At 69.3% G+C, this 21,663-nt stretch carries 23 protein-coding genes; 13 read left to right on the top strand and 10 right to left on the bottom strand.

The window, feature by feature from the left end:
- Positions 1 to 143 precede the first annotated feature (143 nt).
- Both BN1959_RS00360 and BN1959_RS00355 read left to right on the top strand, forming a co-directional pair.
- Entirely contained in the window at positions 144 to 1,007 is an 864-nt protein-coding gene (locus BN1959_RS00360; RefSeq protein ID WP_053946753.1) for a sulfurtransferase, read from the top strand.
- A 92-nt stretch (positions 1,008 to 1,099) separates the two neighbouring features.
- Positions 1,100 to 1,717 (top strand): hypothetical protein, encoded by a 618-nt coding sequence (locus BN1959_RS00355; protein ID WP_053946752.1) that lies wholly within the window; start codon positions 1,100 to 1,102, stop codon positions 1,715 to 1,717.
- A 65-nt stretch (positions 1,718 to 1,782) separates the two neighbouring features.
- Here BN1959_RS00355 and BN1959_RS00350 read toward each other — a convergent pair whose 3' ends face one another.
- Positions 1,783 to 2,055, bottom strand: a complete 273-nt coding sequence (locus tag BN1959_RS00350; protein WP_053946751.1) for a DUF7553 family protein — start codon at positions 2,053 to 2,055, stop codon at positions 1,783 to 1,785.
- Positions 2,056 to 2,126: 71 nt separating this feature from the next.
- Positions 2,127 to 2,396 (bottom strand): DUF7553 family protein, encoded by a 270-nt coding sequence (locus tag BN1959_RS00345; protein WP_053946750.1) that lies wholly within the window; start codon positions 2,394 to 2,396, stop codon positions 2,127 to 2,129.
- A gap of 103 nt (positions 2,397 to 2,499) precedes the next feature.
- Between BN1959_RS00345 and uvrB the strand changes: the two genes are divergently transcribed.
- On the top strand, positions 2,500 to 4,560 hold the full coding sequence (uvrB, locus tag BN1959_RS00340; RefSeq protein ID WP_053946749.1) for an excinuclease ABC subunit UvrB: 2,061 nt from the start codon (positions 2,500 to 2,502) through the stop codon (positions 4,558 to 4,560).
- Between the two features lie 133 nt (positions 4,561 to 4,693).
- On the opposite strand, the gene BN1959_RS00335 is transcribed toward uvrB, so the two are convergent.
- Together BN1959_RS00335 and BN1959_RS00330 are read right to left on the bottom strand one after the other, a co-directional pair.
- Positions 4,694 to 5,593, bottom strand: coding sequence for a hypothetical protein (locus BN1959_RS00335; RefSeq protein ID WP_154018198.1), 900 nt, complete (start codon positions 5,591 to 5,593; stop codon positions 4,694 to 4,696).
- A 72-nt stretch (positions 5,594 to 5,665) separates the two neighbouring features.
- A complete protein-coding gene (locus BN1959_RS00330) occupies positions 5,666 to 6,784 on the bottom strand; it encodes a DUF7345 domain-containing protein (RefSeq protein WP_053946747.1) in 1,119 nt (372 codons plus the stop codon).
- 132 nt (positions 6,785 to 6,916) lie between these two features.
- Between BN1959_RS00330 and BN1959_RS00325 the strand changes: the two genes are divergently transcribed.
- The 3 genes from BN1959_RS00325 to fer all read left to right on the top strand — a co-directional run bounded on the left by BN1959_RS00325 (position 6,917) and on the right by fer (position 8,232).
- Positions 6,917 to 7,108, top strand: coding sequence for a DUF7554 family protein (locus BN1959_RS00325; protein WP_053946746.1), 192 nt, complete (start codon positions 6,917 to 6,919; stop codon positions 7,106 to 7,108).
- 105 nt (positions 7,109 to 7,213) lie between these two features.
- Positions 7,214 to 7,714, top strand: coding sequence for a 2'-5' RNA ligase family protein (locus BN1959_RS00320; RefSeq protein ID WP_053946745.1), 501 nt, complete (start codon positions 7,214 to 7,216; stop codon positions 7,712 to 7,714).
- Between the two features lie 128 nt (positions 7,715 to 7,842).
- A complete protein-coding gene (gene fer / locus BN1959_RS00315) occupies positions 7,843 to 8,232 on the top strand; it encodes a ferredoxin Fer (RefSeq protein ID WP_053946744.1) in 390 nt (129 codons plus the stop codon).
- 73 nt (positions 8,233 to 8,305) lie between these two features.
- On the opposite strand, the gene BN1959_RS00310 is transcribed toward fer, so the two are convergent.
- Positions 8,306 to 9,436: an FAD-dependent oxidoreductase gene (locus tag BN1959_RS00310; protein ID WP_053946743.1), complete on the bottom strand. Its 1,131-nt coding sequence runs from the start codon at positions 9,434 to 9,436 to the stop codon at positions 8,306 to 8,308.
- Between the two features lie 94 nt (positions 9,437 to 9,530).
- On the opposite strand from BN1959_RS00310, the gene BN1959_RS00305 reads away from it, so the two are divergent.
- The 4 genes from BN1959_RS00305 to BN1959_RS00290 are packed head-to-tail and all read left to right on the top strand — an operon-like array spanning position 9,531 to position 12,182.
- A complete protein-coding gene (locus BN1959_RS00305) occupies positions 9,531 to 10,382 on the top strand; it encodes an ABC transporter permease (RefSeq protein WP_053946742.1) in 852 nt (283 codons plus the stop codon).
- Complete coding sequence (locus BN1959_RS00300) at positions 10,379 to 11,281, top strand: ABC transporter ATP-binding protein (RefSeq protein WP_053946741.1); 903 nt, start codon at positions 10,379 to 10,381, stop codon at positions 11,279 to 11,281. The genes BN1959_RS00305 and BN1959_RS00300 overlap by 4 nt, the downstream gene beginning before the upstream one ends.
- Positions 11,274 to 11,894, top strand: coding sequence for a hypothetical protein (locus BN1959_RS00295; protein WP_053946740.1), 621 nt, complete (start codon positions 11,274 to 11,276; stop codon positions 11,892 to 11,894). The genes BN1959_RS00300 and BN1959_RS00295 overlap by 8 nt, the downstream gene beginning before the upstream one ends.
- Positions 11,895 to 12,182, top strand: a complete 288-nt coding sequence (locus tag BN1959_RS00290) for a transcriptional regulator (RefSeq protein WP_053946739.1) — start codon at positions 11,895 to 11,897, stop codon at positions 12,180 to 12,182. It abuts the gene before it with no gap.
- On the opposite strand, the gene BN1959_RS00285 is transcribed toward BN1959_RS00290, so the two are convergent.
- On the bottom strand, positions 12,179 to 12,898 hold the full coding sequence (locus BN1959_RS00285; protein WP_202594699.1) for a hypothetical protein: 720 nt from the start codon (positions 12,896 to 12,898) through the stop codon (positions 12,179 to 12,181). The genes BN1959_RS00290 and BN1959_RS00285 overlap by 4 nt on opposite strands.
- Positions 12,899 to 13,049: 151 nt before the next feature.
- Here BN1959_RS00285 and BN1959_RS00280 point away from each other — a divergent pair, with 151 nt between their 5' ends.
- Positions 13,050 to 14,075, top strand: coding sequence for an A24 family peptidase (locus tag BN1959_RS00280; RefSeq protein ID WP_154018297.1), 1,026 nt, complete (start codon positions 13,050 to 13,052; stop codon positions 14,073 to 14,075).
- Here BN1959_RS00280 and BN1959_RS00275 read toward each other — a convergent pair whose 3' ends face one another.
- Positions 14,076 to 14,552: a phosphate-starvation-inducible PsiE family protein gene (locus tag BN1959_RS00275; protein ID WP_053946736.1), complete on the bottom strand. Its 477-nt coding sequence runs from the start codon at positions 14,550 to 14,552 to the stop codon at positions 14,076 to 14,078. It lies immediately after the preceding gene.
- An 80-nt stretch (positions 14,553 to 14,632) separates the two neighbouring features.
- On the opposite strand from BN1959_RS00275, the gene hisI reads away from it, so the two are divergent.
- Both hisI and BN1959_RS00265 read left to right on the top strand, forming a co-directional pair.
- Complete coding sequence (gene hisI / locus BN1959_RS00270; protein ID WP_053946735.1) at positions 14,633 to 15,037, top strand: phosphoribosyl-AMP cyclohydrolase; 405 nt, start codon at positions 14,633 to 14,635, stop codon at positions 15,035 to 15,037.
- Positions 15,034 to 16,170, top strand: coding sequence for a DUF7118 family protein (locus BN1959_RS00265; protein ID WP_053946734.1), 1,137 nt, complete (start codon positions 15,034 to 15,036; stop codon positions 16,168 to 16,170). Before hisI ends, BN1959_RS00265 begins: the two co-directional genes overlap by 4 nt.
- A 24-nt stretch (positions 16,171 to 16,194) precedes the next feature.
- On the opposite strand, the gene glmM is transcribed toward BN1959_RS00265, so the two are convergent.
- From glmM to lpdA, 3 genes are all read right to left on the bottom strand, one after another.
- On the bottom strand, positions 16,195 to 17,562 hold the full coding sequence (glmM, locus tag BN1959_RS00260) for a phosphoglucosamine mutase (RefSeq protein ID WP_053946733.1): 1,368 nt from the start codon (positions 17,560 to 17,562) through the stop codon (positions 16,195 to 16,197).
- 666 nt (positions 17,563 to 18,228) lie between these two features.
- Positions 18,229 to 20,124: an ABC transporter ATP-binding protein gene (locus BN1959_RS00255; protein WP_053946732.1), complete on the bottom strand. Its 1,896-nt coding sequence runs from the start codon at positions 20,122 to 20,124 to the stop codon at positions 18,229 to 18,231.
- Between the two features lie 113 nt (positions 20,125 to 20,237).
- Positions 20,238 to 21,662, bottom strand: coding sequence for a dihydrolipoyl dehydrogenase (gene lpdA / locus BN1959_RS00250; RefSeq protein ID WP_053946731.1), 1,425 nt, complete (start codon positions 21,660 to 21,662; stop codon positions 20,238 to 20,240).
- Between the last annotated feature and the right edge of the window lies 1 nt (position 21,663).

Raw genomic sequence — 21,663 nt, 5'->3', positions numbered from 1 at the left:
CGAACGGCGCGGCCGGACTTAGCCCCCCGGATCGTGACACCGCGGAACGCCCAAATCACGCGCTCACGCGCCGTCAGAGAGGCCGGCGAGCGCCGCCGGTGGGTTGTCGTTTAAGTGCGTCCCCGACCCATTACCGAGCGAATATGTCTTCAGAGTACGCGACCGACGCGCTCGTCTCCGCCGACTGGGTGGAGGAGCGCTTGGACGAGTTCCGGAGCGACGACCCCGACTACCGGCTGGTGGAGGTCAGCGTCGACACCGAAGCCTACGACGAGGGCCACGCGCCCGGCGCGATCGGCTTCAACTGGGAGACACAGATGCAGGACCAGACGACCCGTGACATCCTGAGCAAGGGTGACTTCGAGACGCTCCTCGGCGAGCACGGGATCGCCAACGACTCGACGGTCGTGTTCTACGGCGACAACTCCAACTGGTTCGCCGCTTACGCCTACTGGCAGTTCAACTACTACGGCCACGAGGACGTCCGCCTGCTCGACGGCGGCCGCGACTACTGGGTCGAGAACGACTACCCGACCACGACGGAGGAGCCCGACTTCTCCGCACAGGAGTACACCGCCCGCGGCCCATTCGAGGACATCCGCGCCTACCGCGAGGACGTGGAGAACGCCATCGAGCGCGGCGTCCCCCTCGTCGACGTTCGCTCGCCCGAGGAGTTCAGCGGCGAGGTGCTCGCGCCCCCGGGACTCAACGAGACCGCCCAGCGCGGCGGCCACATCCCCGGCGCCCAGAACATCTCCTGGGCCGCGACCGTCAACGACGACGGGACGTTCAAGTCCGCCGACGAGCTCCGCGAGCTGTACGCGGAGAAGGGGATCGACGGCGACGAGTCCGTCGTCGCGTACTGCCGCATCGGCGAGCGCTCCTCGATCGCGTGGTTCGCACTCCACGAACTGCTCGGCTACGAGTCGACCGTGAACTACGACGGCTCCTGGACCGAGTGGGGCAACCTCGTCGGCGCGCCCGTCGAAACCGGCGACGCGGAGTAACGCCAGCAGCCAGCCGCCCCCTCCGGCCGTGTTGACGGCGTTCGACTGCCCCGACCGTGGGCTACAAACCGCTCCTGCCCCTCCGCTGGGGTATGGACGCCGACACCTTTCTCCAAGAGTTGCGGGACGCCCACGCCACCGAACTCTCGCGGCTGAGCTCCTCGAAAGCCGTCTATGCGCTTACCGACGGCGAGATGACCGGCGACGCGGTCCGGACTGGCACCGCACGCGAACTCCACGCGCTCACGTCGGTCCTCGACGACTGGGCAGAGACGAGCGAGGACGATGCGGCCGACCTGTTCGCCGACGCCGCAGTGTTCGCGGCAACGTCTGCCGGGAACTTCGACACCGAGGCAGCGAGCGACTCCCCGGCGGCCATCACCGCCGACGCGCTCGACGGCTGTGAGACCGACACCGAGCGACTCGCCGGCGCCGCGGCCGCGCTGCTCGTGCTCGAAGAGCTCGCGGGCCAGCTCGTCGGCTTCTTCGTCGGCGACGCCGACCGCACGAGCGCCGACGAGTTCCGCGAGTTCCGCTCGGAACTGGGCGAGTACCGCGACGACGCGGCGGACTTGCTCGCCGAGAACTGTACGGACGACGCCGACCGGGAGATCGCGAGCGAGGTCGGCGCCGACGTGATCGACGCCGCGTACGACTGGTACGTCGAGACGCTGGAGGGGATGGGCGTCGAACCGAAGAACGTCTGCTGAGTCGACCAGTTTCCCCGTCCTGGATCGACCTACCTTTCAGGATCTCCAGACGAAACGGAGGGGTGTCACACCCCGCCGACGGTCCCGCGGTACGCCGTGATCGCTTCCTCGGCGTCGTCGATGTGGGCCGCAGCCTCCCCGTCCAGCGACTCGCGGATATCCGACAGCGCGTTCAGGTGGCGCGCGAGCCGCCCCTGATCCGGCCCGCGGTCGGCGGTCGCCAGTCGATCGAACTGGTCGGCCTGCTCGGCGAGCCGCTCCTGCAGTTCGGGGTCGGTCGCGCACTCGGCCGCCTCGCGGAGTTCGTCGCTCGCGGTCTGCAGTTTCTCTCGGGCCATGTGCGGTGGTTCGGCGCGAAGCGCCAAAGCCGTTCGGCCGGCATTCCCCGCCAGCGCTCCTGTTCCGGGTCTCAGCCGTCCAGTTCCTCCCGGTACTCGCGTACGGTTTCGAGCGCGTCGTCCACCTGTTCGCTCACGTCGCCGCTCGTCGCCTCGCGCAGGTCGCCGAGCGCGTGGAGGTGCTGCATCAAGTCGTCACCGTCCGGACTCTCGTCGCCGGCCGCCAATCCGGCCAGCCGGTCGGAGAGGTCGTACAGCCGGCGCTGGATCTCCGCGTCGTCGGCGGCCGCGCTGGCCTGCCTGAGCGCCTCGCTCGCGCTTCGGAGTCGGCCCTCGGACATGGCCGACCCGTCGGTTCGCGGGCGGGAAAGCGGTTCTGTTCGTCGGTGCGAACGGTTCCCACGACCGGGCCGCTCAAGTCTGTTCGTCACCTGTTTCTCGCCAATGAGCGACTCCCAGAGCGGTCCGCTGTCGCCGGACCGACCCGACGCCGAGCGCCCGTTCCGCGTCGACGCCCCCTTCGACCCCGCGGGCGACCAGCCCGAGGCCATCGAGCAGTTGGCCGCGGGGTTCCGCGAGGGGATGGACCGCCAGACGTTGCTGGGCGTGACCGGCTCGGGGAAGACCAACACCGTCTCGTGGCTGATCGAGGAGATCCAGCAGCCGACGCTCGTCATCGCGCACAACAAGACGCTCGCGGCCCAGCTGTACGAGGAGTTCCGGGAGCTGTTCCCGGACAACGCCGTCGAGTACTTCGTCTCCTACTACGACTACTACCAGCCCGAGGCGTACGTCGAGCAGTCGGACACGTTCATCGAGAAGGACGCCTCGATCAACGACGAGATCGACCGCCTGCGCCACTCCGCGACGCGCTCGCTGCTCACTCGCGAGGACGTGATCGTCGTCGCCTCCGTCTCCGCAATCTACGGGCTGGGTGATCCGCGGAACTACGTCGACATGTCCCTGAAACTCGAGCAGGGCCAGCGGATCGATCGCGACGAGTTGCTCGGCCGGCTCGTCGACCTGAACTACGAGCGCAACGACGTCGACTTCACGCAGGGCACCTTCCGCGTCCGCGGCGACACCGTCGAGATATACCCGATGTACGGCCGCTACGCGGTGCGCGTGGAGTTCTGGGGCGACGAGATCGACCGCATCCGGAAGGTGAACACCCTCGAAGGCGAGGTCGTCAGCGAGGAGCCGGCAGTCCTCCTCCACCCGGCGGAGCACTACTCGATCCCGGAGGAGCGCCTGCAGAACGCGATGGCCGAGATCGAGGACCTCATGGAGGAGCGCGTGCGCCACTTCGAGCGACAGGGCGACCTCGTCGCCGCCCAGCGCATCGAGGAGCGCACCACGTTCGACCTCGAAATGCTGCAGGAGACGGGCTACTGCTCGGGGATCGAGAACTACTCCGTCCACCTCTCGGACCGCGAGCAGGGCGAGGCGCCCTACACGCTGCTCGACTACTTCCCCGACGAGTTCCTCACCGTCGTCGACGAGTCCCACCAGACGCTGCCACAGATCCGCGGGCAGTTCGAGGGCGACAAGTCCCGCAAGGACTCGCTGGTCGAGAACGGGTTCCGCCTCCCGACCGCCTACGACAACCGCCCGCTCACGTTCGAGGAGTTCGAGACGAAGACCGACGAGACGCTGTACGTCTCCGCGACGCCGGGCGACTACGAGCGCGAACAGTCCGACCAGATCGTCGAACAGATCGTCCGCCCCACCCACCTCGTCGACCCCGCGGTCGAGGTGACGAGCGCGGAGGGGCAGATCGAGGACCTGATGGACCGCATCGACGACCGCATCGAGCGCGACGAGCGCACGCTCGTGACGACGCTCACCAAGCGGATGGCCGAAGACCTCACCGAGTACCTCGAGGAGGCGGGCGTGAACGTCGCGTACATGCACGACGAGACGGACACGCTCGAACGTCACGAGATCATCCGCTCGCTCCGGCTGGGCGAGATCGACGTGCTCGTCGGCATCAACCTGCTCCGCGAGGGGCTGGACATCCCCGAGGTCAGCCTCGTCGCGATCCTCGACGCCGATCAGGAGGGGTTCCTCCGCTCGGAGACGATGCTCGTCCAGACGATGGGGCGGGCGGCGCGGAACGTCAACGGCGAGGTGGTGCTGTACGCCGACGAGCGCACCGACGCGATGACCAGTGCGATCGAGGAGACCCGCCGCCGCCGGGCGATCCAGCAGCGCTACAACGAGGAACACGGATTCGAGCCGACCACGATCGAGAAGGAGATCGGCGAGACGAACCTCCCCGGGAGCAAGACCGACGCCTCCGGCGCCGCGAACGCGGAGGTCGGCGACGCCGCCGACGCTGCCCGGCAGATCGAGCAGTTAGAAGAGCGCATGGAGGCTGCCGCCGACAACTTGGAGTTCGAGCTCGCGGCGGACATCCGCGACCGGATCAGGGAACTCAGAGAGGAGTTCGACCTCGAGGGGGGCGACGAGGGCGTCGCCCCCGAACCCGACGCGGAGTTCTGAGCCGTCGATTGCGGCTTACGCCGTCGCCGTAGGCGTCGCCGTCTCGGTTCCGTCGGTCTTGCTGTCGTCGGTTTCAGTCCCGTCGTTCTCGCCGTCAGCGTTCTCACTGTCGCCTTCCTCCCCAGCACCGTTGTTAGCGTTCGCCGTCGTCCCGTTCGCGAGCGTCGCGCGCGTTGTCGCCGCCAGTCTCGTCGGGCGCGTTACCATCGCCGCCGGTCTCGTTCCCGCCGTTCGGGCCCGCTTCGGCATCCCCGTCGCTCGGCGGGCCGCCGGTACTGTTCCTCGCGTCCGACCCGTTCTCGGTTCCGTTCTCGCTGCCCGGGCCCACATCGTCGGGCGGTCCAGGCTCGTCACCCTCTCCGGGGGGGCCAGTTTCGTTTCCTTGGGGCGGGCCGGTTTCGTTGGGTGGCCCGGCGTCTACAGGTGGTCCCGCGTCCTCCGGCGGGCCGGCGTTCTCGGGCGGGCCGAGCCCGTTCCCGACCCCTTCGCCCGCGATCTGCCGGGCGGCCTCGGCGACCTCGCCACCGCCGGTACGGTTAGCCTGCCGGGCGATCGAGCGTACCTCGCTCACGTTCGCGCCGTGCTCCCGGAGCGCCGGCTCTGGCAGCGACGCCGCGCTGGTCGCGGTTCGGTTGGCTTGGCGCTCGACTGCCCGGATCTGGGCACCGAGTGTCGCCAGGCGGGCGCGGTACTCACCTTCGCCGATGCTCCCGTTCTCGTGGGCGCGTTCGAGGCGATCTTTCTCCGCTTCGAGCTCGTCGAGCCGGTCGCGGAGCTGGCGGCTCTGCTCGGCGACGACCGCCGCCTTGGAGTCGTTCGAGGACGCCGCCGCGAACTGCTGGGCGAACGCCCGGCGGTCGATCTCGTTGTCCACCTCGGCGCCTTGGACGCCGACGACGCCGGCGAAGACGGCGCCGGGCTCCGACCCGCTCCCGGTGTCGGTCGTCTGGGCGCCGCCGGCGAACGCAGCGGCTGCCGGAACGCTTCCGGCGACCACGAGCAGCGCGATGGTGACGGCGACGATTCGGTTCACAGTCGATCGGTAGCGACCCATCGGTAAAAACCGTCAACTCCCTCCACCCGGGTTCATCCCGATTAACCGAGCTTAACGCCGGGACGGCGGCCGATCCTCCTCGTCGTCGGGGAACTTCAACACGTTCTCGCGACCGAGGCGGAACGACTCCACCTTCCCGTCGTCGCGCAGCTCGCCGACCACCTGACTGGTCCGGGCGGCGCTCCAGTCGAGCTCCTCCGTGACCGTCTTCTGTTTCATCCGCCCGCCGTTGGCTTCGAGCAGGCGGAGGACGCGCTCCTCCGGACTGAGCAGCTCTTCGGGGGTGTCGTCCCCGCCCCCGTCGTCGGCGTCCGTGGCGGGTGCCCCCCTCTCTGGCTCGGGCGCCGTCCCGTCGTCGACCTCAGCGTCCCGCTCGGGCTCCGGTTCGTGGCTCTCCTGCGGTCCTCGATCGGGTTCGGCGCCGACGGCCGGTTCGTCCCCGTTGGCTGGCGCCGCCCGGCCGGACTGTCGCCGGCGGTAGTACCACAGTACCCCGGCGGCCCCGAACAGCGCGATGCCGACCACCGGTCCCCACGGCGGCGCCGAGTTCCGCGTCCGGAGCACGACGCGGGGCTGCCCGATGTCGAACTCGCGGGGCCCCGTCCACGTCATCGAGCGCTCGCCCTCGCGGTCCGGCTCCGGCTCGGCGAGGGAGACCACGTACCCCTCGGGCCACCTGATCGTGAGTTCGGTGTCCGCGTCGAGGAACAGCCCCGCCAGCACCTCGCCGGTCGCGAGCTGATCGTCGGAGACGGCGGCGAAGCCGACCCAGTCGAACCCGTAGCGGACGATCCCGTACTCGCCGCTGAGCGGGCTGGTGGCCGCCTCGACGCTGACGTTCTCGACGGCCATCTCCCGGCCCGTGGCGTTCTCCGCCGTCGACACCGTCGACTGCATCCGCGACGCGAACTGGCCGCGGTAGTCGCTGGTGTTCCGCTCGATGTCGCGCTGGAGGCTCTCGAACGCCTCGGTGGTGTTCTCGTCGTCCAGCGCCACCCGGTACTCGATCGTCCACCGGGCGTCGCCGTCCTCCCCGATCGCGGCTTCGAGCACGACCGAGTCGCTCTCGACGTCGCCGGTCTGCAGCCCCGGGAACTCCGCGGCGGCCCCGACCCCCGAGCCGACGAGCAGCAGCGCCAGCGCGACCGTGACGACGGTCCGTCGATCCATTCGCTCGAACGTGAGACGGCACGGAGTAAATGCGTTGCCGTCCGGCACTCACCCGCGAACGTCGCCGCTCGCGGCTCGACGCCGCCGAAACGGCCACAGCCCTTTTGCCCGTCCTCTCCCGAGCTACGCCATATGAACACACGTGGCAGCCTCGACGCCGAAGACCTGCTGAAACTCATTCTGTTGCTGGTGGTGGTGTGGCTGGTGATCAGCGTGCTCGACGGGGTACTCGGCCTGTTCCAGGACATACTGAGTTTCTTCCCCGACCTGATCGGGCTCGTGATCGTCGTGCTGGTGATCCTCTGGCTGCTCGACCGGATCTGATCCCCTCGCCGATCGCGCCGCCGCCGCCGACGACGCGCTTTTCACCGCCGCCGACCCACTCCCCGCTGTGAGCCGTCGAACCTATAGCCCCGCCCTCGTCCGCCGGTGAACCTTCGCGTCCCGCCGGCGGTCGAGCGTCTCGCCGACCGCCTCCACCCGAAACTCACCCCCTTCGAGCAGGTGCGCGAACGCCATACGCTCGTCGTCAAGCGGATCGAGGCCGACACGTGGCGCGCGGGCCGCGGCGGCGTCCGGGAACGCCTCCGACGCGTGCTCGACCAGACGAAGCCGTTCCCGGTCCGCATCGACGAGATCGACTACTTCGCCGACCCCCCGGACGGCCGCGGGCCGGTCGTGTACCTCGCCGTCGAGAGCGACGGAATCCGCCAGCTCCACCGCCGGCTCTGCCGGGAGTTCCCCGTCGTCGACGCACTGGAGGCGGAGAACTACGTCCCACACGTCACGCTCGCCCGGGGGGGCAGCGTCGCCGAGGCCGAGCGCGTCGCCGAAACCGAGATCGACCCCGTCGAGTGGACCGCCGAGCGCGCGCTGACGTGGGACCGCGAACACCGCGAAGCGGTCGATCGCTTCCGGCTCCGGGGCTGAACCACTGAACTTCGGTCGCGACTGTGAAAAGGGGTTTGGGCGTTTTCGGGCGGCCTAAAGCGCTGAAACCCCCGATTTTCCGCTGAGAACCACAAGACCCTATACGGAGGCAGGAGAAACGCCGGGTGATGCCAACCGTCGAATACCTCAACTACGAAGTGCTTGACGACCACGGCTGGTCGATGGACGACGACGACCTGTTCGAGCAGGCCGCCGACGCGGGCCTCGACGCCGAGGACTACGGCGAGCTCGAAGTGAACCAGGGCGAGTACATCCTCGAGGCCGCCGAGGCCCAGGGGTACGACTGGCCGTTCTCCTGCCGCGCCGGCGCGTGTGCGAACTGCGCCGCTATCGCGAAGGAGGGCGAGATCGACATGGACATGCAGCAGATCCTCAGCGACGAGGAGGTCGAGGAGAAGGACGTCCGCCTGACCTGCATCGGTTCGCCCGCCACCGACGAGGTCAAGATCGTCTACAACGCCAAGCACCTCGACTACCTCCAGAACCGCGTCATCTGATCGCGGCCGTCAGTCGTCGAGCGCGTCTTTTTCGGAGACCGGATGCGGGAGCCGGGTAGTGCCCCACCCGCCGTCAGTTTTCCCCGGTCCGCCGCCGCAGGAACCACTCGAACAGCGGCGTGTGTTCGACCAGCCCGTCCCGGAGCCGTCGGAGCGTCGACGACTCGACGAACGTCGCCGCCGACTCGAAGCGGGCCGCCCGTTTCACGCGTCTCACGTCGCCCCGGCGTCGCTGCTCGAACGCGGCGAGTGCGCCCGGTGGATAGCCCGTCGCGAGCTCCTGTGCGAGCACCCGGGCGTCCCGGAGCGCGAGCGAGGCGCCCATCCCCGAGATCGGGTGGACCGCGTGGGCGGCGTCGCCGATCAGCGCCACTCGGTCGGTGTGCCACGACGCACAGTCCACCTCGCGCACGCGGTCAAAGAACGGCTCGTCGTCGGCGCCGTCGAGCAGGTCGGGCAGCGTCCAGCCGATCCTCGCCGCCTGCCGGCGGAGTTCGTCCCGCGGCGACCCCGGCGGGGCGTCGAGGCGCGCGGCGAGGTTGAACCCCACGCGGTCGCCGACCCGGGCGACGAACCCCTCGCTGCCCGGCCCCCAGACGCTCACCATATCGCTGCCGAGGCGCACGTCCTGTGGCGCCCACAGCGACCAGACGTACGTGTCCCGTTCGTGCAGGCGCCAGTCGGTGAAACACTGCTCGCGAACCGTCGAGCCGACGCCGTCGGCGCCGACCACGAGGTCGAACGTCCCGCTGCTGCCGTCGTCGAACGTCACCTCGACGCCGTCCGCCTGCTCGTCGATCCGATCGGGCGACGTGCCCATGCGTACCTGCTCCTCCGGGACCGGCTCCCGGAGCGCGGCGTGGAGGTCGCCGCGGTGGACCGCCAGCAGTAGCGTCTCGTCGTCGGGGACCGTCGCCCGAGCCAACGACCCGCGATCGGCCGACCGAACCGCGACCGTCTCGGGGTCGGCCGCCCGCTCTCGGACCGCATCGAGCCGACCGAGTTCGTCGAGCACGGCGATCCCGTCCGTCCAGAGCCCGATCCCGTACCCCCCGTCGCGCCACTCGTCGGCCCGTTCGACGATCAGGGGCTCGCGGCCCTGCCGCGCGAGGTAGTTCGCGAGCGTCAGGCCGGCGAGGCCGCCGCCGACGATCAGCACGCTGGCGCTGTCCCCCGGTTTCGCGCCCTCACCACTCGTGCCCATAGCCGAAACTGACGGCTCTCTAACTGTATACTTTGCGCTTCAAACTGAATTTGGAGTGCAAAGTTATTTGTGGCCTCGGGCAGCAGGATCAGCTATGAGCACTGACACTCGCCGCTCACCGTCCCCGGGACGGTTCGTCGAACAGACCGGCGCGTTCGCGACGCGGGCGCTGCGGACGCTCCGGCGCAACGGGGCCGTCGTCTTCTGGGCGGTGGCGTTCCCGGCGCTGTTCTACCTCCTGACGGTGTACCTGCTGATCGACAGCGCGTCGATGCCCGCCGAAGCGGCGGGGGTCGTGAAGGCGACCAACGCCGTCTCCTACGGAACGTTCGCAGCGCTGGTGGTGTTCCTCAACACGTTCTCGCAGTCGCTGGTCGACGACGTGGAGGGCGGCCGCTACGCCCAGTTCCGCGCGCTCCCCGTCTCCCCGGGCGCGGACTTCTTCGGGCGCTTCCTCGCCGCCTACGCGTTCGCGGCCGTCGCCGTCGGCGTGGTGCTCGGCGTCGGCGTCGCCACGGGCGCGACGTTCGAACTTCGCTCGCTCCTCTCGATCCCCGTCGTCCTCCTCGGCCTGCTCGCGATGGGCCTGTTCGCGGCGAGCATCGCGGTCGTACTCGTCGCCGCGGTCCCCGAGCCGAAGTTCGCGAGCATCATCACCATCACGCTGGTGCTGCTCGCCTTTTTCCTCACGGGCTACAACGGCGTCCAGCCCGGGCTCGTGGCGTCGTCCGCGGAGTTCGTGAACTACGTCCCCAACGGGCTGGCGACCCGGCTCGCGGTGTCCCACCTCGTCCCCGTCGGCGACTGGGCGGCCGCGGGGCTGGCCGAGCCGGCCGCGCCGACGGCGCCGCGGTATCTGGCGCTGCTCGGCGCCTACGCCGCCGCCGGCATCGGGGTCGCCGTCCTCGTGACGCGCCGCTCGCTCTATCGGGGTGAGATCCAATGAGCGCCGACGCCGCCACCCCGGCGGTCCGGGCCCGCAACGTCCGCAAAGAATTCGGCGACGACGGGATCTTAGACGGCGTCGACCTCACGGTCCGGGAGAACGAGGCGCTGCTCCTGATGGGGCCCAACGGCACCGGGAAGACCGTCCTCCTGTCGTGTCTCGCGGGCAGCGTCGAGCCGACGGCCGGCGAGATCGAGCTGTTCGGCGAGCCGGTCGCCGACGGCGCCGGGCGGAACCTCTCGCTGCTACTGCAGGGCGGCGCGAGCGTCGACGGCCTCTCCGGTCGGGAGACCGCCGAGTTCTACGCGGGGCTCCACCCCGAGTTCACGGACCGCTGGCGCGAGCTCGTCGCCGAGTTCGGCCTCGTCGACGAGCTCGACAAGCGAACGGAACACTACTCCGAGGGGATGAAGCGGAAGCTCGAGCTCGCGCTGGCGCTCGCCGTCGACGCGCCGCTGTACTTCCTCGACGAGCCCACCGCCGGCGTGGACCTCTCGATGGTGCAGACGTTCCACCGCGCGATCCGCGACCGCGTCGCGACCGGCGGCACCGTCGTCGCCACCAGCCACCGCCCGGTCGACGCGGCGTTCGCCGACCGGATCGCGTTCGTGACCGGCGACGGCGTCAGCGCCGTCGGCGCACCGGACGCGCTGCTCGATGCGGTGCCCGAGACGATCCGGATCGTCGGCGGCGGCCCGGAGACCGCTCCGTTCGAGCCCCACGTCGTCGACGCTCGGCTGTTCCACCACGGCGACGAGCGCCGTGGATTCCTCGCCCCGGGGGTGACGGTCGCGGCGCTGTCGGCGGCCGCGCCCGACGGTGTGACCGTCGAGCGCGTCGAGCCCAGCTACACCGACGCGTTCAACTACTACGTCCACACGGAGGGGAACGATGAGTGAGGACGTCGACCCGACGGAGCTGCAGCGCGACCTCGATCGGATCAAGGACGCGATGGGGATCGCCGACCGCTACGAGAGTGCGCCCGAGCAGTGGCTCGGCTTCGGCGCCGTCGTCGCGCTGGGCTGTGCCCTCTCTCAGTACGTCGTGCTCGAACGGCTTCCCGGGATCTGGTTTTTGCTCGTCTGGTTCGGCCTGTTCGGCGGGTTCGGCGCGCTGCTGTACTGGCGTTTCGGCGGCTACTCGTGGGCGCCGGGCGAGGGAACGCCGAGCGTCGGCTTCCTGATACTGGTCGTCTACGCGGGGACGTTCGCGGTCCAGTTCGTCGCCGCCCCGTTCCTCCCGGAGCTGCGCTACCTCGCGGATACGGCGTTCGTCCTCGCGCTGGTGTTGGTGATGCTCGGGCTGGGCTACCTCGTCGCCGGTGAGACGCTGAAGGCCCACCGCATCCGCACCCGTGACCGGCGGGCGTTCCAGGTCGGGGGCGTCCTGATGATCGCGCTTGGGATCGCGATCGCGAACGTCGAACTGCTCCACGAGTGGGGGTTCGCGGCGTACGGCGGAACGTATCTGGTTTACGCCGTCGCCTCCTACTGGGTGTTGACCGGATCGTAGATGGATCTCGACAAACTCGTTCACCAGCCGACGCGGCTCGAGATATTCGCCTACCTCTACCGGCACGGCGAGTCCACGTTCACCGAGCTCACCGACGAGCTCGATCTGACCGAGGGGAACCTCTCCAGCCACCTCGGGCGGATGGAGGACGAAGACGCCGTCGAGATCCGCAAGGAGTTCGTCGACAAGCGCCCCCGGACCACCGCGGTCCTCACCGAGACGGGTGAGACGCTGTTCGAGGACCACGTCCGGCAGCTTCAGGGGCTCATCGACGACCTCGACTCCTAGGCCCCGCCCCACCGCAGCAGCACCATCACCCCGATCAGTACCAACTGCAGCAGCCCCTGTACCCCGCCGAGTTTCGCGTTCCGGGCGCCGATCCGGGAGATGAGGCCGGCGTCCGGCTCCGCTGAGGTGATCTGGGCGTACATCCGGATCTCGCCGGGCAGCAGGAACCCAAAGCCCTGCACCGACAGCAGCGTCACGATCCCCAGCGAGAGCGCGACGAGCAGCGGGATCTCCCCCAGTCCGCCGATCGTCGTCGCCACCCACGACAGCGAGCCGACCGCCGAGAGCGCGAACAGCGCCTGCCAGCGCCGATCGTCGAAGACGTCCAGCCGCCAGCCCGCAAGCAGCAGCGCCGGCAGCAGGTTCGCGGCGGTGAACAGTGCGAGCCACGGCTCGCTGTTGGGGAAGTAGCCGAGCCGCTGGGCCAGCGTGATCCCGCCGGCGATCGTCACGAGCGCCATCGCGGGCAGGAAAAACGTCGTCTTCGGCGTCAGCCGCGTGAACACCGCGGCGCTCTCCTCCTCGTCCAGCCCGCCGATCGCGGGGCCGAGCACCGCGCCCATGAACAGGTCCGTCCCGGTCCAGAGCAGCCCCGCCATCACGTGGACGTACGTGTGCATCTCGATCGACGCCATCCCCGAGGTCACGTACGCCGTCGCCAACACCGAGACGGCGACGACCCCGCCCGCGAACGCGGGGTTCGCCCGGCTCCCCAGTCCACTGATCGTACCACGAACCGAACGTGTCGACATACGGGGACGTTCTGACGGTTGGTAATAAGCCTATCTCCTGCGGAACCGCCGCGGCGCCTCCCCTCGCTCGCTTTCCCCAAACGCTTTGCCCGTCGCCGCAGGCGTCGGGGGTATGCTGGACTCGCTGGGGACCCTCGCTTCGCCGGGCGACCTCGTGCGCCTGCTCGCGGTGCCGCTGCTGGGCTGGGCCGCGCTACGGGACATCCGCACCCGCCGGGTCCCCAACTGGGTCTGGTACGTCCTCGGCGGCCTCGGCGCGGTCCTGTTGGCTCTCGATCTGGTGCGAGCGGCGCCGTTTACCGGCCGCTACGCCCGCCTCGAACTGTTCCGCATCGCGGTGAGCGTCGGACTGGTCGTCCCGCTGTCGTACGTCTTCTGGCGGATCGGCGGCTTCGGCGGCGCCGACGCGAAGGCGTTGATGGCGCTGGCCGTCCTCTTCCCGACCTACCCCGCGTACTACCTGCCGGGGACGCTGTTCGGCGTCTCCCTCCCGCCAGTGCTCCCGGCCGAACCGACCCTCGTCGGCGTGTTCTCGCTGACGGTGCTGACCAACACCGTGCTCGTCGGCGTGCTGTTCCCGCTCGCGCTGGCGGCCCGGAACGCGCTCGCGGGCCGAATCGGGCCGGCGATGTTCCTCGCCCGGGTCGTGCGGGTCGATGATCTCCTGTCCCACCACGGCCGACTGTTCGAGAACCAGTCGGGATTCACTCGCTCGGGGGTGGACGTGGACGCACTCCGGATGTACCTGCGCTGGCGCGGGCTCGCGCTCGCGGAACTGCGCGCGGCGCCCGCCCGCTCCCGCGACCCCGAGAGCGTCGGCGAGACGTTCGATCCGACCGACGGCGCCGTCGACGAGAGCGCCGTCGAACACGGGGACGCGACGGGGAGCGACGAAGTCGATACCGACGCGGCGTACGACGACCCGTGGGCCGCCGAGCGCTTCCTCGACGAGCTCGACGGTTCGGCGTACGGTACCGACGCCGAGACGCTCCGTGGGGGGCTGGAGACCGTCACCCGGGAGGAGGAGGTGTGGCTCTCGCCGGGGCTGCCGTTCCTCGTTCCGATGTTCGTCGGCCTGCTGCTCGGGCTGACGTACGGCGACCTCCTGTACGGGCTGTTGACCGCGGTCGGGCTCGCCTGATCACCGGCGCCGCTCGACCACGAGCAGCGCGGCGAGCCCGAGAATGAGCAGCGTGTACGCCGACGCGGCCAGCAGTGCGCCCATCTCGGTGGCGTACTCGCCGGTCCGGAAGATGATCGCCTTCCGAACCATCGCGATCACGCCGGTGTAGAGCACGAGCCGGACGATCCGGCGGGTATCGGACTCCTGCGTGTAGGCGACGACGGTGTGGTACACCTCGACGATGATCAACAGCAACAGCGCCGTGTCGATGAAGCCGACGACCACCAGCGGATCGGTGATCGAGCCCGAGGCGGCGCTCTGGACGATCTGGAGCGCGAGATCGAACACGCCGATCGCGAACAGTATCCCCAGCACAACGGCGGCGACGACCTCGGTGTAGCGGATGAGCTGCTGGCTGAACGCGAGGATCCGGTCGTCGAGGCTGTTGCCGAGCTCCGGTCGGGTCCGCACGGGGTCCGATCGATCGTCCGTCACACTCCAGGGTTCGGGGCCATCGTCAAGACTCTGTGGGCGTCGGCCGCGCACTCTTTACCTCCGAGGGCCAACCGTGGCGTATGGCCGACCTCTCGGCGGTCGATATCGACTTCGGCGACGACGGGCTGGTCCCCGCGGTGGCACAGGACGCCGACTCCGGCGAGGTGTTGATGCTCGCGTACGTCTCCCCCGAGGCGCTCAGACGCACCGTCGACACCGGCCGCGCCCACTACTACTCCCGCTCCCGGGACGAGCTCTGGGAGAAAGGCGCGACCAGCGGCAACACCCAGTCAGTGGTGGACGTCCGGATCGACTGCGACGCCGACACCCTGCTGTACGAGGTCGAACAGGACGGCGGCGCCTGCCACACCGGCCACCGCTCCTGCTTCCACCGCTCGGTCGCGGAGGCCGACGACGAGGCTGAGACCGTGCAGGTCGAGACGACCGGCGAACGGGTGTTCGACCCGGACGACGCCTACGAATGAGCGTCGCAGACGAGCCGATCCCCGCGGAGCCGAGCGCCGACGACCTGCTCGACGAACTCCGCGAGGCCCGCGAGGAACGGCAGGAGATCGCCGCCGAGATCGAACGCTACGGCGAGCAGTCGGTCCAGTCCGTCGCCGATGCGGTGCGCGAGGCGACCCGGCTGTTCGACCGCTACGAGGACTCGGCGACCGGCACGGGCGACTTCGAGGCGTATCTGGAGTTCCAGAGCCAGTTCGCCGAACTGGTCGAGGGGCTCCCCGAGGAGCTCCCCGAACGTGAGGGGTTCGAGGAAGCCAACGAGGCGGTCGACCAGCGTACGATCTCCGAGAGCGACTTCCGGCGCGCCCGCGAGGCGATCAGCGAGGCCAGCGAGATCGCCGACCTGCTCGACCGCCGCGAGGCCGCCCAGCAGCGCGTCGACGACGCCGAGCGTGCCGTGACCGAGCGGCTGTCGGCGATCGAGCGCCGGCTGGACGAGCTCGCCGAGCTCCGGCCGCTGGGCGACGCGGACCTCTCGGCGCCGACCGAGGAGCTGACCGACCCGATCGAGCGCTACGACACGGCCGTCCGCGAGGCGTTCGAGGCGTACGTGCGGAAGGCGCCGGTCCGGGAGCTACTCGAACTGATCGAGACCACGAAACACTATCCGCTGATCGACTACCAGCGCCCCCCGGCCGACCTGCTCGACTACGTGCGAACCCACCCTGCGGGCGAGGAGCCGCTGTCGACGCTGCTCTCCTACGCGGAGTACTCGGGGTCGAAGCTCTCCCACTACGTCGAGGACCCGACGGCGTTCGAGACCACCGTCCCGGTCCATCGCACCTACCTCGACCGCATCGGCAGCGAGCCGCTGACGGTGGGCTCGCCGCCGGCGGCCGAGGAACTGCGCTACCTCGCGAGCGAACTGGTGTCGGTCGTCGGCCGCTTCGCCGACGAGGAGCCGGTCGCGCTGGCCCGCCAACTGCGGGATCTCGCCCGGCGGGACGACTACGACCGGCTGCGGAACGCAGTCGTCGCCGAGACAGAACTCACCGAGCAACAGCGTGAAGCGCTCCGGAACGGCGAGATCGAGTCCGAAGCCGAACGGCTCCGCGAGGAGCGCGAGCGGCTGGAGGATGCATTGGAGAACTGAGAACGGTCCGCGATCGACGGCTGCTCAGTCCGCGACCGCCGCCGCGAGTTCGTCCTCGACGGCGTCGACGAGTTCGATCGCGCGCTCGTGTTCGCGAGCTTCGGCGTAGATGCGGACCTTGGGCTCGGTGCCGGAGGGCCGGACCAGCACCCACGCGTCGCCGTAGTCGAGCCGGTAGCCGTCGACGGTGCTCGCTTCCACGTCGGCCGCTTCGGCGTAGCGCTCGGCGGCGTCGAGCATCGCGCTGAGTTCGGACTCCGTCTCGTAGGAGAGATTTCGGCGGACGTTCTCGTAGGCGGTGTAGGGTGCGACGACCTCGCTCGGGCTGTCGCCGCTGGTCGCGAGCAGTTCGAGGAACTTCGCGGCGATGAACGCGCCGTCCCGGACCAGCCGGAAGTCGGGGAAGAAGATCCCGCCGTTGCCCTCGCCCGAGATCGGGACCCGGCGCCCCTCGGCTTCGAGCTCCTGAATTCGTGTGATGATGTTCGTCGCGCCGATCGGTGTGAGTTCGAGGTCGGCGCCCACCTCGTCGCAGACGTCGACGAGCCGTTGGGAGACGTTCACCGCGGCGACGGTGGCGTCACCCGGCCCCAGGGCTTCGGCTGCCAGCGCCGCGAGGGAAGCGTCGCCCTCGATGTACTCGCCCGCCTCGTCGAAGAAGATCGCGCGGTCGGCGTCGCCGTCGTGGGCGATCCCCACGTCGGCGTCGCTCGCCCGGACGAGCCGGCCGAGGTCGTCGAGGTTCTCCGGGACGGGCTCGGGGTCGCGACCGGGGAAGTGGCCGTCGGGCTGGCCGTTGACGGTCACCACGTCACAGCCCAGCCGGCGGAAGAACTCGGGGCTGGTGAGCGCGCCCGCGCCGTGGCCGGGGTCGAGCGCCACGGTGAGCTCGCCGTCGGCGATCGCTTCGCGGTCCACGTTCGCGAGCAGGTCGTCGACGTAGTCGTCGGCGACCCCGTCGATGGGTCGGGAGGTTCCGGTGCCGTCCCAGCCGGCCTCCTCGAACGTCTCGCCGAGCAGGCAGTCCTCGACGCGTTCGAGCTCGGCGACGGGGAGCTCGACGCCGTCGGCGCCGACGAGCTTGATCCCGTTGTACTCCGGGGGGTTGTGCGAGGCGGTGACGACGACGGCCGGGACCTCCTCTACTTCGGCGTAGCGGACGGCCGCGGGCGTGGGGAGCACGCCGAGGCGGTCGGCGTCGACGCCCACGGCGGTGAGGCCGGCGTCGGCGGCGTTGGCGAACAGTTCGCCGGTGGTTCGCGTGTCGTGGGCGATCGCTGCGCGGTCGGCGTCCCAGACGGTGCCGGCAGCCTTGGCGACCCGGAGAACGAACTCGGCGGTGAGCTGTTCGCCGGCGACCCCCCGGGTGCCGCTGGAGCCGAAGACCTTCATTCGGGTGGTGGTTGTGTGCTGGGGGTCAAAGCGGTTCCGAACGGGGAAGGCCGGTACTGGGTGGTTCCTGCTGTATGTGGGCTGTGTGATGTTTTTGGTAGGGTATTTCGTGCCGGTGGCTTTGGGGGTGGATTCGGTGACTTCCGTGACTGCGACTTCCGCGACTGCGACTTCCGCGACGGCAACAGCAGCTCGATCGTTGGCACCTTGTGACCGCACCGCCCCGCACAGCCCACAGACCTCCCCAGCCGACTCCCTCCCTCGCTGGCGCTCGGTCAGTCGTCCCTCGCGCGCTCGTTCGCGCATGGAGGCGTCGTGCGGGCGACCCACGCGTCGCCCGCACGGCCAGCGAGACCTTCGGTCTCGCCCTGCTCACGTCGCGCGCCACCGCCGGCAGCGGTGCGGAGGCGGTGGACGCCTCGCGAGCGCCACCTTGGCGCTCGCGGGGGGAGGGGTGGGGACACGGTGCTGCGCCGGGCTTCATGCCCGGCGCACAGCGGTCGCAAGGTGCCAAGCATCGAGATGCTGTTACGGTTGTCGTCGTTGTTCCAGTGTCCAACGATCAAGCTGCTGTTCGGTTCCTGTCGGATGTTCCGTTCCAGCACTTTCGGCGAAACGCCCCGCTGCTTCCAACCGCCCCCTGAAAAACGAAAGCTCGAAACCGGATTAATCGTCAGCGCTCGCCACGTTCGCCGAGCCGCCGGCCTGCATCGCCCAGAGGTTCGCGTAGTCGCCGTCCTCCCGCAGCAGCTCGTCGTGGCTTCCGCTCTCGGCGACCTGTCCGTGCTCCATCACCACGATCCGGTCGGCGTCCTTGATCGTCGACAGCCGGTGGGCGATCACGAACGCGGTCCGGTCCTCGGTCAGCCGGTCGAGGCTCTGCTGGATCTGCTCCTCGGTCTCGGTGTCCACGTCGGAGGTCGCCTCGTCCAGAATGACGATCTCCGGATCGTTCAGCAGCGCGCGGGCGATCGCCAGCCGCTGGCGCTGCCCGCCCGAGAGCTTCACGCCGCGCTCGCCGATCTCGGTGTCGTACCCCTCCGGGAGGTCGGTGATGAACTCGTGGGCCTCCGCGGCCTTGGCGGCCTCGACGACCGCCTCGCTCACCTCGCCGTCGTCGCCGGAGAGCACCGAGAGGTCGCCGTAGGCGATGTTCTCCTCGGCGGTCCCCGAGAACATGTAGGGGTTCTGTTCGACGATCCCCACGTGCTCGCGGAGGGCGGGCAGGTCCCACTCGCACACGTCGACGCCGTCGACGCGCACCGCGCCGTCGTCCACATCGTAGAACCGCGGCAGCAGCTTCAGCAGCGTCGACTTCCCTGCGCCCGTGGTGCCGGCGAGGCCGACGGTCTCTCCGGCCTCGACGTCGAGGTCGATCCCGTTCAGGATCGTCTCGTCCTCCTCGTAGCCGAACGTCACGTCGTCGAACTCGACGTGCCCCTCGACGTTTTCGGGCACGTAGGCGTCCTCGGGCGTCGTCACTTCGGGCTCGTGGCCGAGGATCCCGAACACGCGCTCGGAGGAGGATTTCGCGAGCTGGTACTTGTTCGCGGTCTTCCCGACGCGGCGCATCGGCGCGTACAGCCGGCGCAGCAGCATGAAAAAGGTCGCGACGACGCCCGCCTCCAGCGCGCTTGAGGAGCCGGTGATGATGTCGCTGCCGACGACCCACAGCATCGCGACGAACACCAACCCAGTGACGACCCGGAGCCCGGAGAAGAACGCTCGGCGGATCTTGATTGCGCCGACCTTCTCGTCGTGGTACACCTCGCTCTGGTCGGAGACGCGGTCGAGCTCGAAGTCGTAGCGGTTGAACGTCTTGATCACCCGCGCGCCGCCGAGGTTGTTCTCCAGCCGGGAGTTCAGCCGCGACACCGTCTCGCGGATCCCGCGGTACTTCGGCTCGATCCACGTCAGGAACTGCCCCGAGGCGAGGCCGATGATCGGCACCGGTGCTAGGGCGATCACCGCCACCTTCGGGGAGTACCAGAACATGATCGCCGCGATGCCGCCGACGGTCGCGACGACGCGGATCGCCTGCCGGATCTCGGTGTTGAGGAACTGCTCCAGCCGGTTCACGTCCTGGTTCAGTACGGACATCATCGCGCCGGTCTGATGTGAGGCGAAGAAACCCAGCGAGAGCCGCTGGATGTGGTCGTAGGTGTCGTTCCGCAGATCCCGCTGGACCTTCTGTGCGGTGGACATGAACAGGTACCGCGACGCGAACCGGGCCAGCGACCGGACGACGTACGCCGCGCCGGCGATAATCACCAGTTGTTCGAGGAACGCTAGCCGAGCGGCTTGCCCGCTGATCTGTCCCGAGGGGATCAGGCCGGCGGTGACCAGCAGGCCTCCCTCGCCTGTCCCGTTCCGGATCACGCGATCGATCGCGACCCCGACCAGCAGCGGCGGGATCAGCCGTGACAACCGTACCACGAACGCGGCGACGGTGCCCACGGTCAGGCGCCGCCAGTAGGGGATGCAGTAGCGCAGGAGCCCCTTCATCGAGTGGCCGTCGACCGACTGACGGATCTCGGAGAAGCTCCCGTGTTCGTCGCTCATTACGGTTCGAAACATGCTCCAGCCGGAAAGACCTGCGGCTGGCGGCCCCATGGGCCGGTTCGATTCTCCCCGCGAACGTCGGAAACTGGTCGAAGAACGCCGGCAGCGAGTCGCTACCGGTTCAGCGTGTGGATCGCCTGATCGTCGGCGTTCTCGGCGGCCTCCATCACGGCCTCCGCGAGCGTCGGGTGGGTGTGGACCGTCGACGCCACGTCTTCGAGGGTCGCGCCCATCTCGATCGCGAGCGCGCACTCGGCGATCAGTTCACTGGCTTCGGGGCCGACGATCTGGGCGCCGAGGACGAAGCCGGCCTCCGCCTCGGCGACGATGCGGACGAACCCCTCGCTCTCGCCGGTCGAGAGCGCGCGGCCGGAGGCGCGGAACGGGAACTCCCCGACTTTGGGCTCGAAGCCGGCCTCCTCGGCCTCCTCCTCGGTCATCCCCACGGTCGCGATCTCGGGGTCCGTGAACACGGCCGCCGGGATCGCCTGCTGGTCGAGCGCGGCGGGCTCGCCGGCGATCACCTCGGCCGCGACGATGCCCTCCTTGCTCGCCTTGTGCGCCAGCATCGGCTCGCCGGCCACGTCGCCGACCGCGAAGATGTTGTCGACGTTGGTGCGGGCCTGATTGTCGGTGTGGATGAACCCGTTGTCCCCCACCTCGATGCCCGCAGCTTCGGGATCGAGGCTGTCGGAGACGGGCTGGCGGCCGACCGCGACGAGCACCTTCTCGGCGTCGTAGGTGGACTCCTCGCCGTCCTCGTTCTCGGTGGTGACGACGACACCTTCGCCGGTCTCCTCCCACTCGCTCGCGGCCTCGCCGAAGTTGAACTCGATGCCGAGCTCGTCGGCACGTTTCTTGACCGCCCGGCTCACGTCGTCCTCGTAGCCGGGGAGGATCCCGTCGAGCATCTCCACGACGGTCACGTCGACGCCCATCTTCGCGAACACCGTCGAGAGCTCCATCCCGATGTAGCCTGCGCCGACGACGAGCAGCTCCTCCGGGGGCTCCTCCACGTCGAGTGCGTCCCGCGAGGACCAGACCGGCTCGTGTTCGAACTCGAAGCCGGGCACCTGGATCGGCCGCGAACCGGTCGCGACGATCGCGTGCTCGAACTCGATCGACTCCGAGCCCTGCCCGTCGCCGCCGTGGGCGATCCGGGCGGTGGAGTCGTCGACGAACGTCGCTTCGCCCTCGATCAGGTTGACGCCGTTGGCCTTACAGAGCTTCTCGACGCCGCCGGTGAGCTGGTCGACGACACCCTCCTTCCACTCCTGCATCTCGTCGGTGTGGATGACGGGATCGGCGTGGACGCCCATCTCCGTCGCGTTACCGGCGTCGTGGGCCACGTCCGTCGCGCTGATCAGCGCCTTCGAGGGGATGCAGCCGTAGTTGAGGCAGGTCCCCCCGTAGGCGTCCCGATCGACCAGCGTCGTGTCCAGTCCGTTCTGTGCGGCGCGGATGGCGGCGACGTAGCCGCCCGGCCCCGCGCCGATCACCAGTACCTCCGTTCCCGTCGTAACGTCTCCGACAACCATT

Source organism: Halolamina sediminis (assembly GCF_001282785.1).
Lineage (GTDB): Archaea > Halobacteriota > Halobacteria > Halobacteriales > Haloferacaceae > Halolamina > Halolamina sediminis.
The sequence above is the reverse complement of the archived record's forward strand: the minus strand, read 5'-3'. Positions and strand labels throughout refer to the sequence as shown.

What these genes read in the sequence shown, in the direction of transcription:
- BN1959_RS00360 (WP_053946753.1), top strand. Translation starts at nt 144, where the DNA reads ATGTCTTCAGAGTACGCGACCGACGCGCTCGTCTCCGCCGACTGGGTG.
- BN1959_RS00355 (WP_053946752.1), top strand. Translation starts at nt 1,100, where the DNA reads ATGGACGCCGACACCTTTCTCCAAGAGTTGCGGGACGCCCACGCCACC.
- BN1959_RS00350 (WP_053946751.1), bottom strand. Translation starts at nt 2,055, where the DNA reads ATGGCCCGAGAGAAACTGCAGACCGCGAGCGACGAACTCCGCGAGGCG.
- BN1959_RS00345 (WP_053946750.1), bottom strand. Translation starts at nt 2,396, where the DNA reads ATGTCCGAGGGCCGACTCCGAAGCGCGAGCGAGGCGCTCAGGCAGGCC.
- uvrB (WP_053946749.1), top strand. Translation starts at nt 2,500, where the DNA reads ATGAGCGACTCCCAGAGCGGTCCGCTGTCGCCGGACCGACCCGACGCC.
- BN1959_RS00330 (WP_053946747.1), bottom strand. Translation starts at nt 6,784, where the DNA reads ATGGATCGACGGACCGTCGTCACGGTCGCGCTGGCGCTGCTGCTCGTC.
- BN1959_RS00325 (WP_053946746.1), top strand. Translation starts at nt 6,917, where the DNA reads ATGAACACACGTGGCAGCCTCGACGCCGAAGACCTGCTGAAACTCATT.
- fer (WP_053946744.1), top strand. Translation starts at nt 7,843, where the DNA reads ATGCCAACCGTCGAATACCTCAACTACGAAGTGCTTGACGACCACGGC.
- BN1959_RS00310 (WP_053946743.1), bottom strand. Translation starts at nt 9,436, where the DNA reads ATGGGCACGAGTGGTGAGGGCGCGAAACCGGGGGACAGCGCCAGCGTG.
- BN1959_RS00305 (WP_053946742.1), top strand. Translation starts at nt 9,531, where the DNA reads ATGAGCACTGACACTCGCCGCTCACCGTCCCCGGGACGGTTCGTCGAA.
- BN1959_RS00300 (WP_053946741.1), top strand. Translation starts at nt 10,379, where the DNA reads ATGAGCGCCGACGCCGCCACCCCGGCGGTCCGGGCCCGCAACGTCCGC.
- BN1959_RS00295 (WP_053946740.1), top strand. Translation starts at nt 11,274, where the DNA reads ATGAGTGAGGACGTCGACCCGACGGAGCTGCAGCGCGACCTCGATCGG.
- BN1959_RS00290 (WP_053946739.1), top strand. Translation starts at nt 11,895, where the DNA reads ATGGATCTCGACAAACTCGTTCACCAGCCGACGCGGCTCGAGATATTC.
- hisI (WP_053946735.1), top strand. Translation starts at nt 14,633, where the DNA reads ATGGCCGACCTCTCGGCGGTCGATATCGACTTCGGCGACGACGGGCTG.
- BN1959_RS00265 (WP_053946734.1), top strand. Translation starts at nt 15,034, where the DNA reads ATGAGCGTCGCAGACGAGCCGATCCCCGCGGAGCCGAGCGCCGACGAC.
- glmM (WP_053946733.1), bottom strand. Translation starts at nt 17,562, where the DNA reads ATGAAGGTCTTCGGCTCCAGCGGCACCCGGGGGGTCGCCGGCGAACAG.
- BN1959_RS00255 (WP_053946732.1), bottom strand. Translation starts at nt 20,124, where the DNA reads ATGAGCGACGAACACGGGAGCTTCTCCGAGATCCGTCAGTCGGTCGAC.
- lpdA (WP_053946731.1), bottom strand. Translation starts at nt 21,662, where the DNA reads ATGGTTGTCGGAGACGTTACGACGGGAACGGAGGTACTGGTGATCGGC.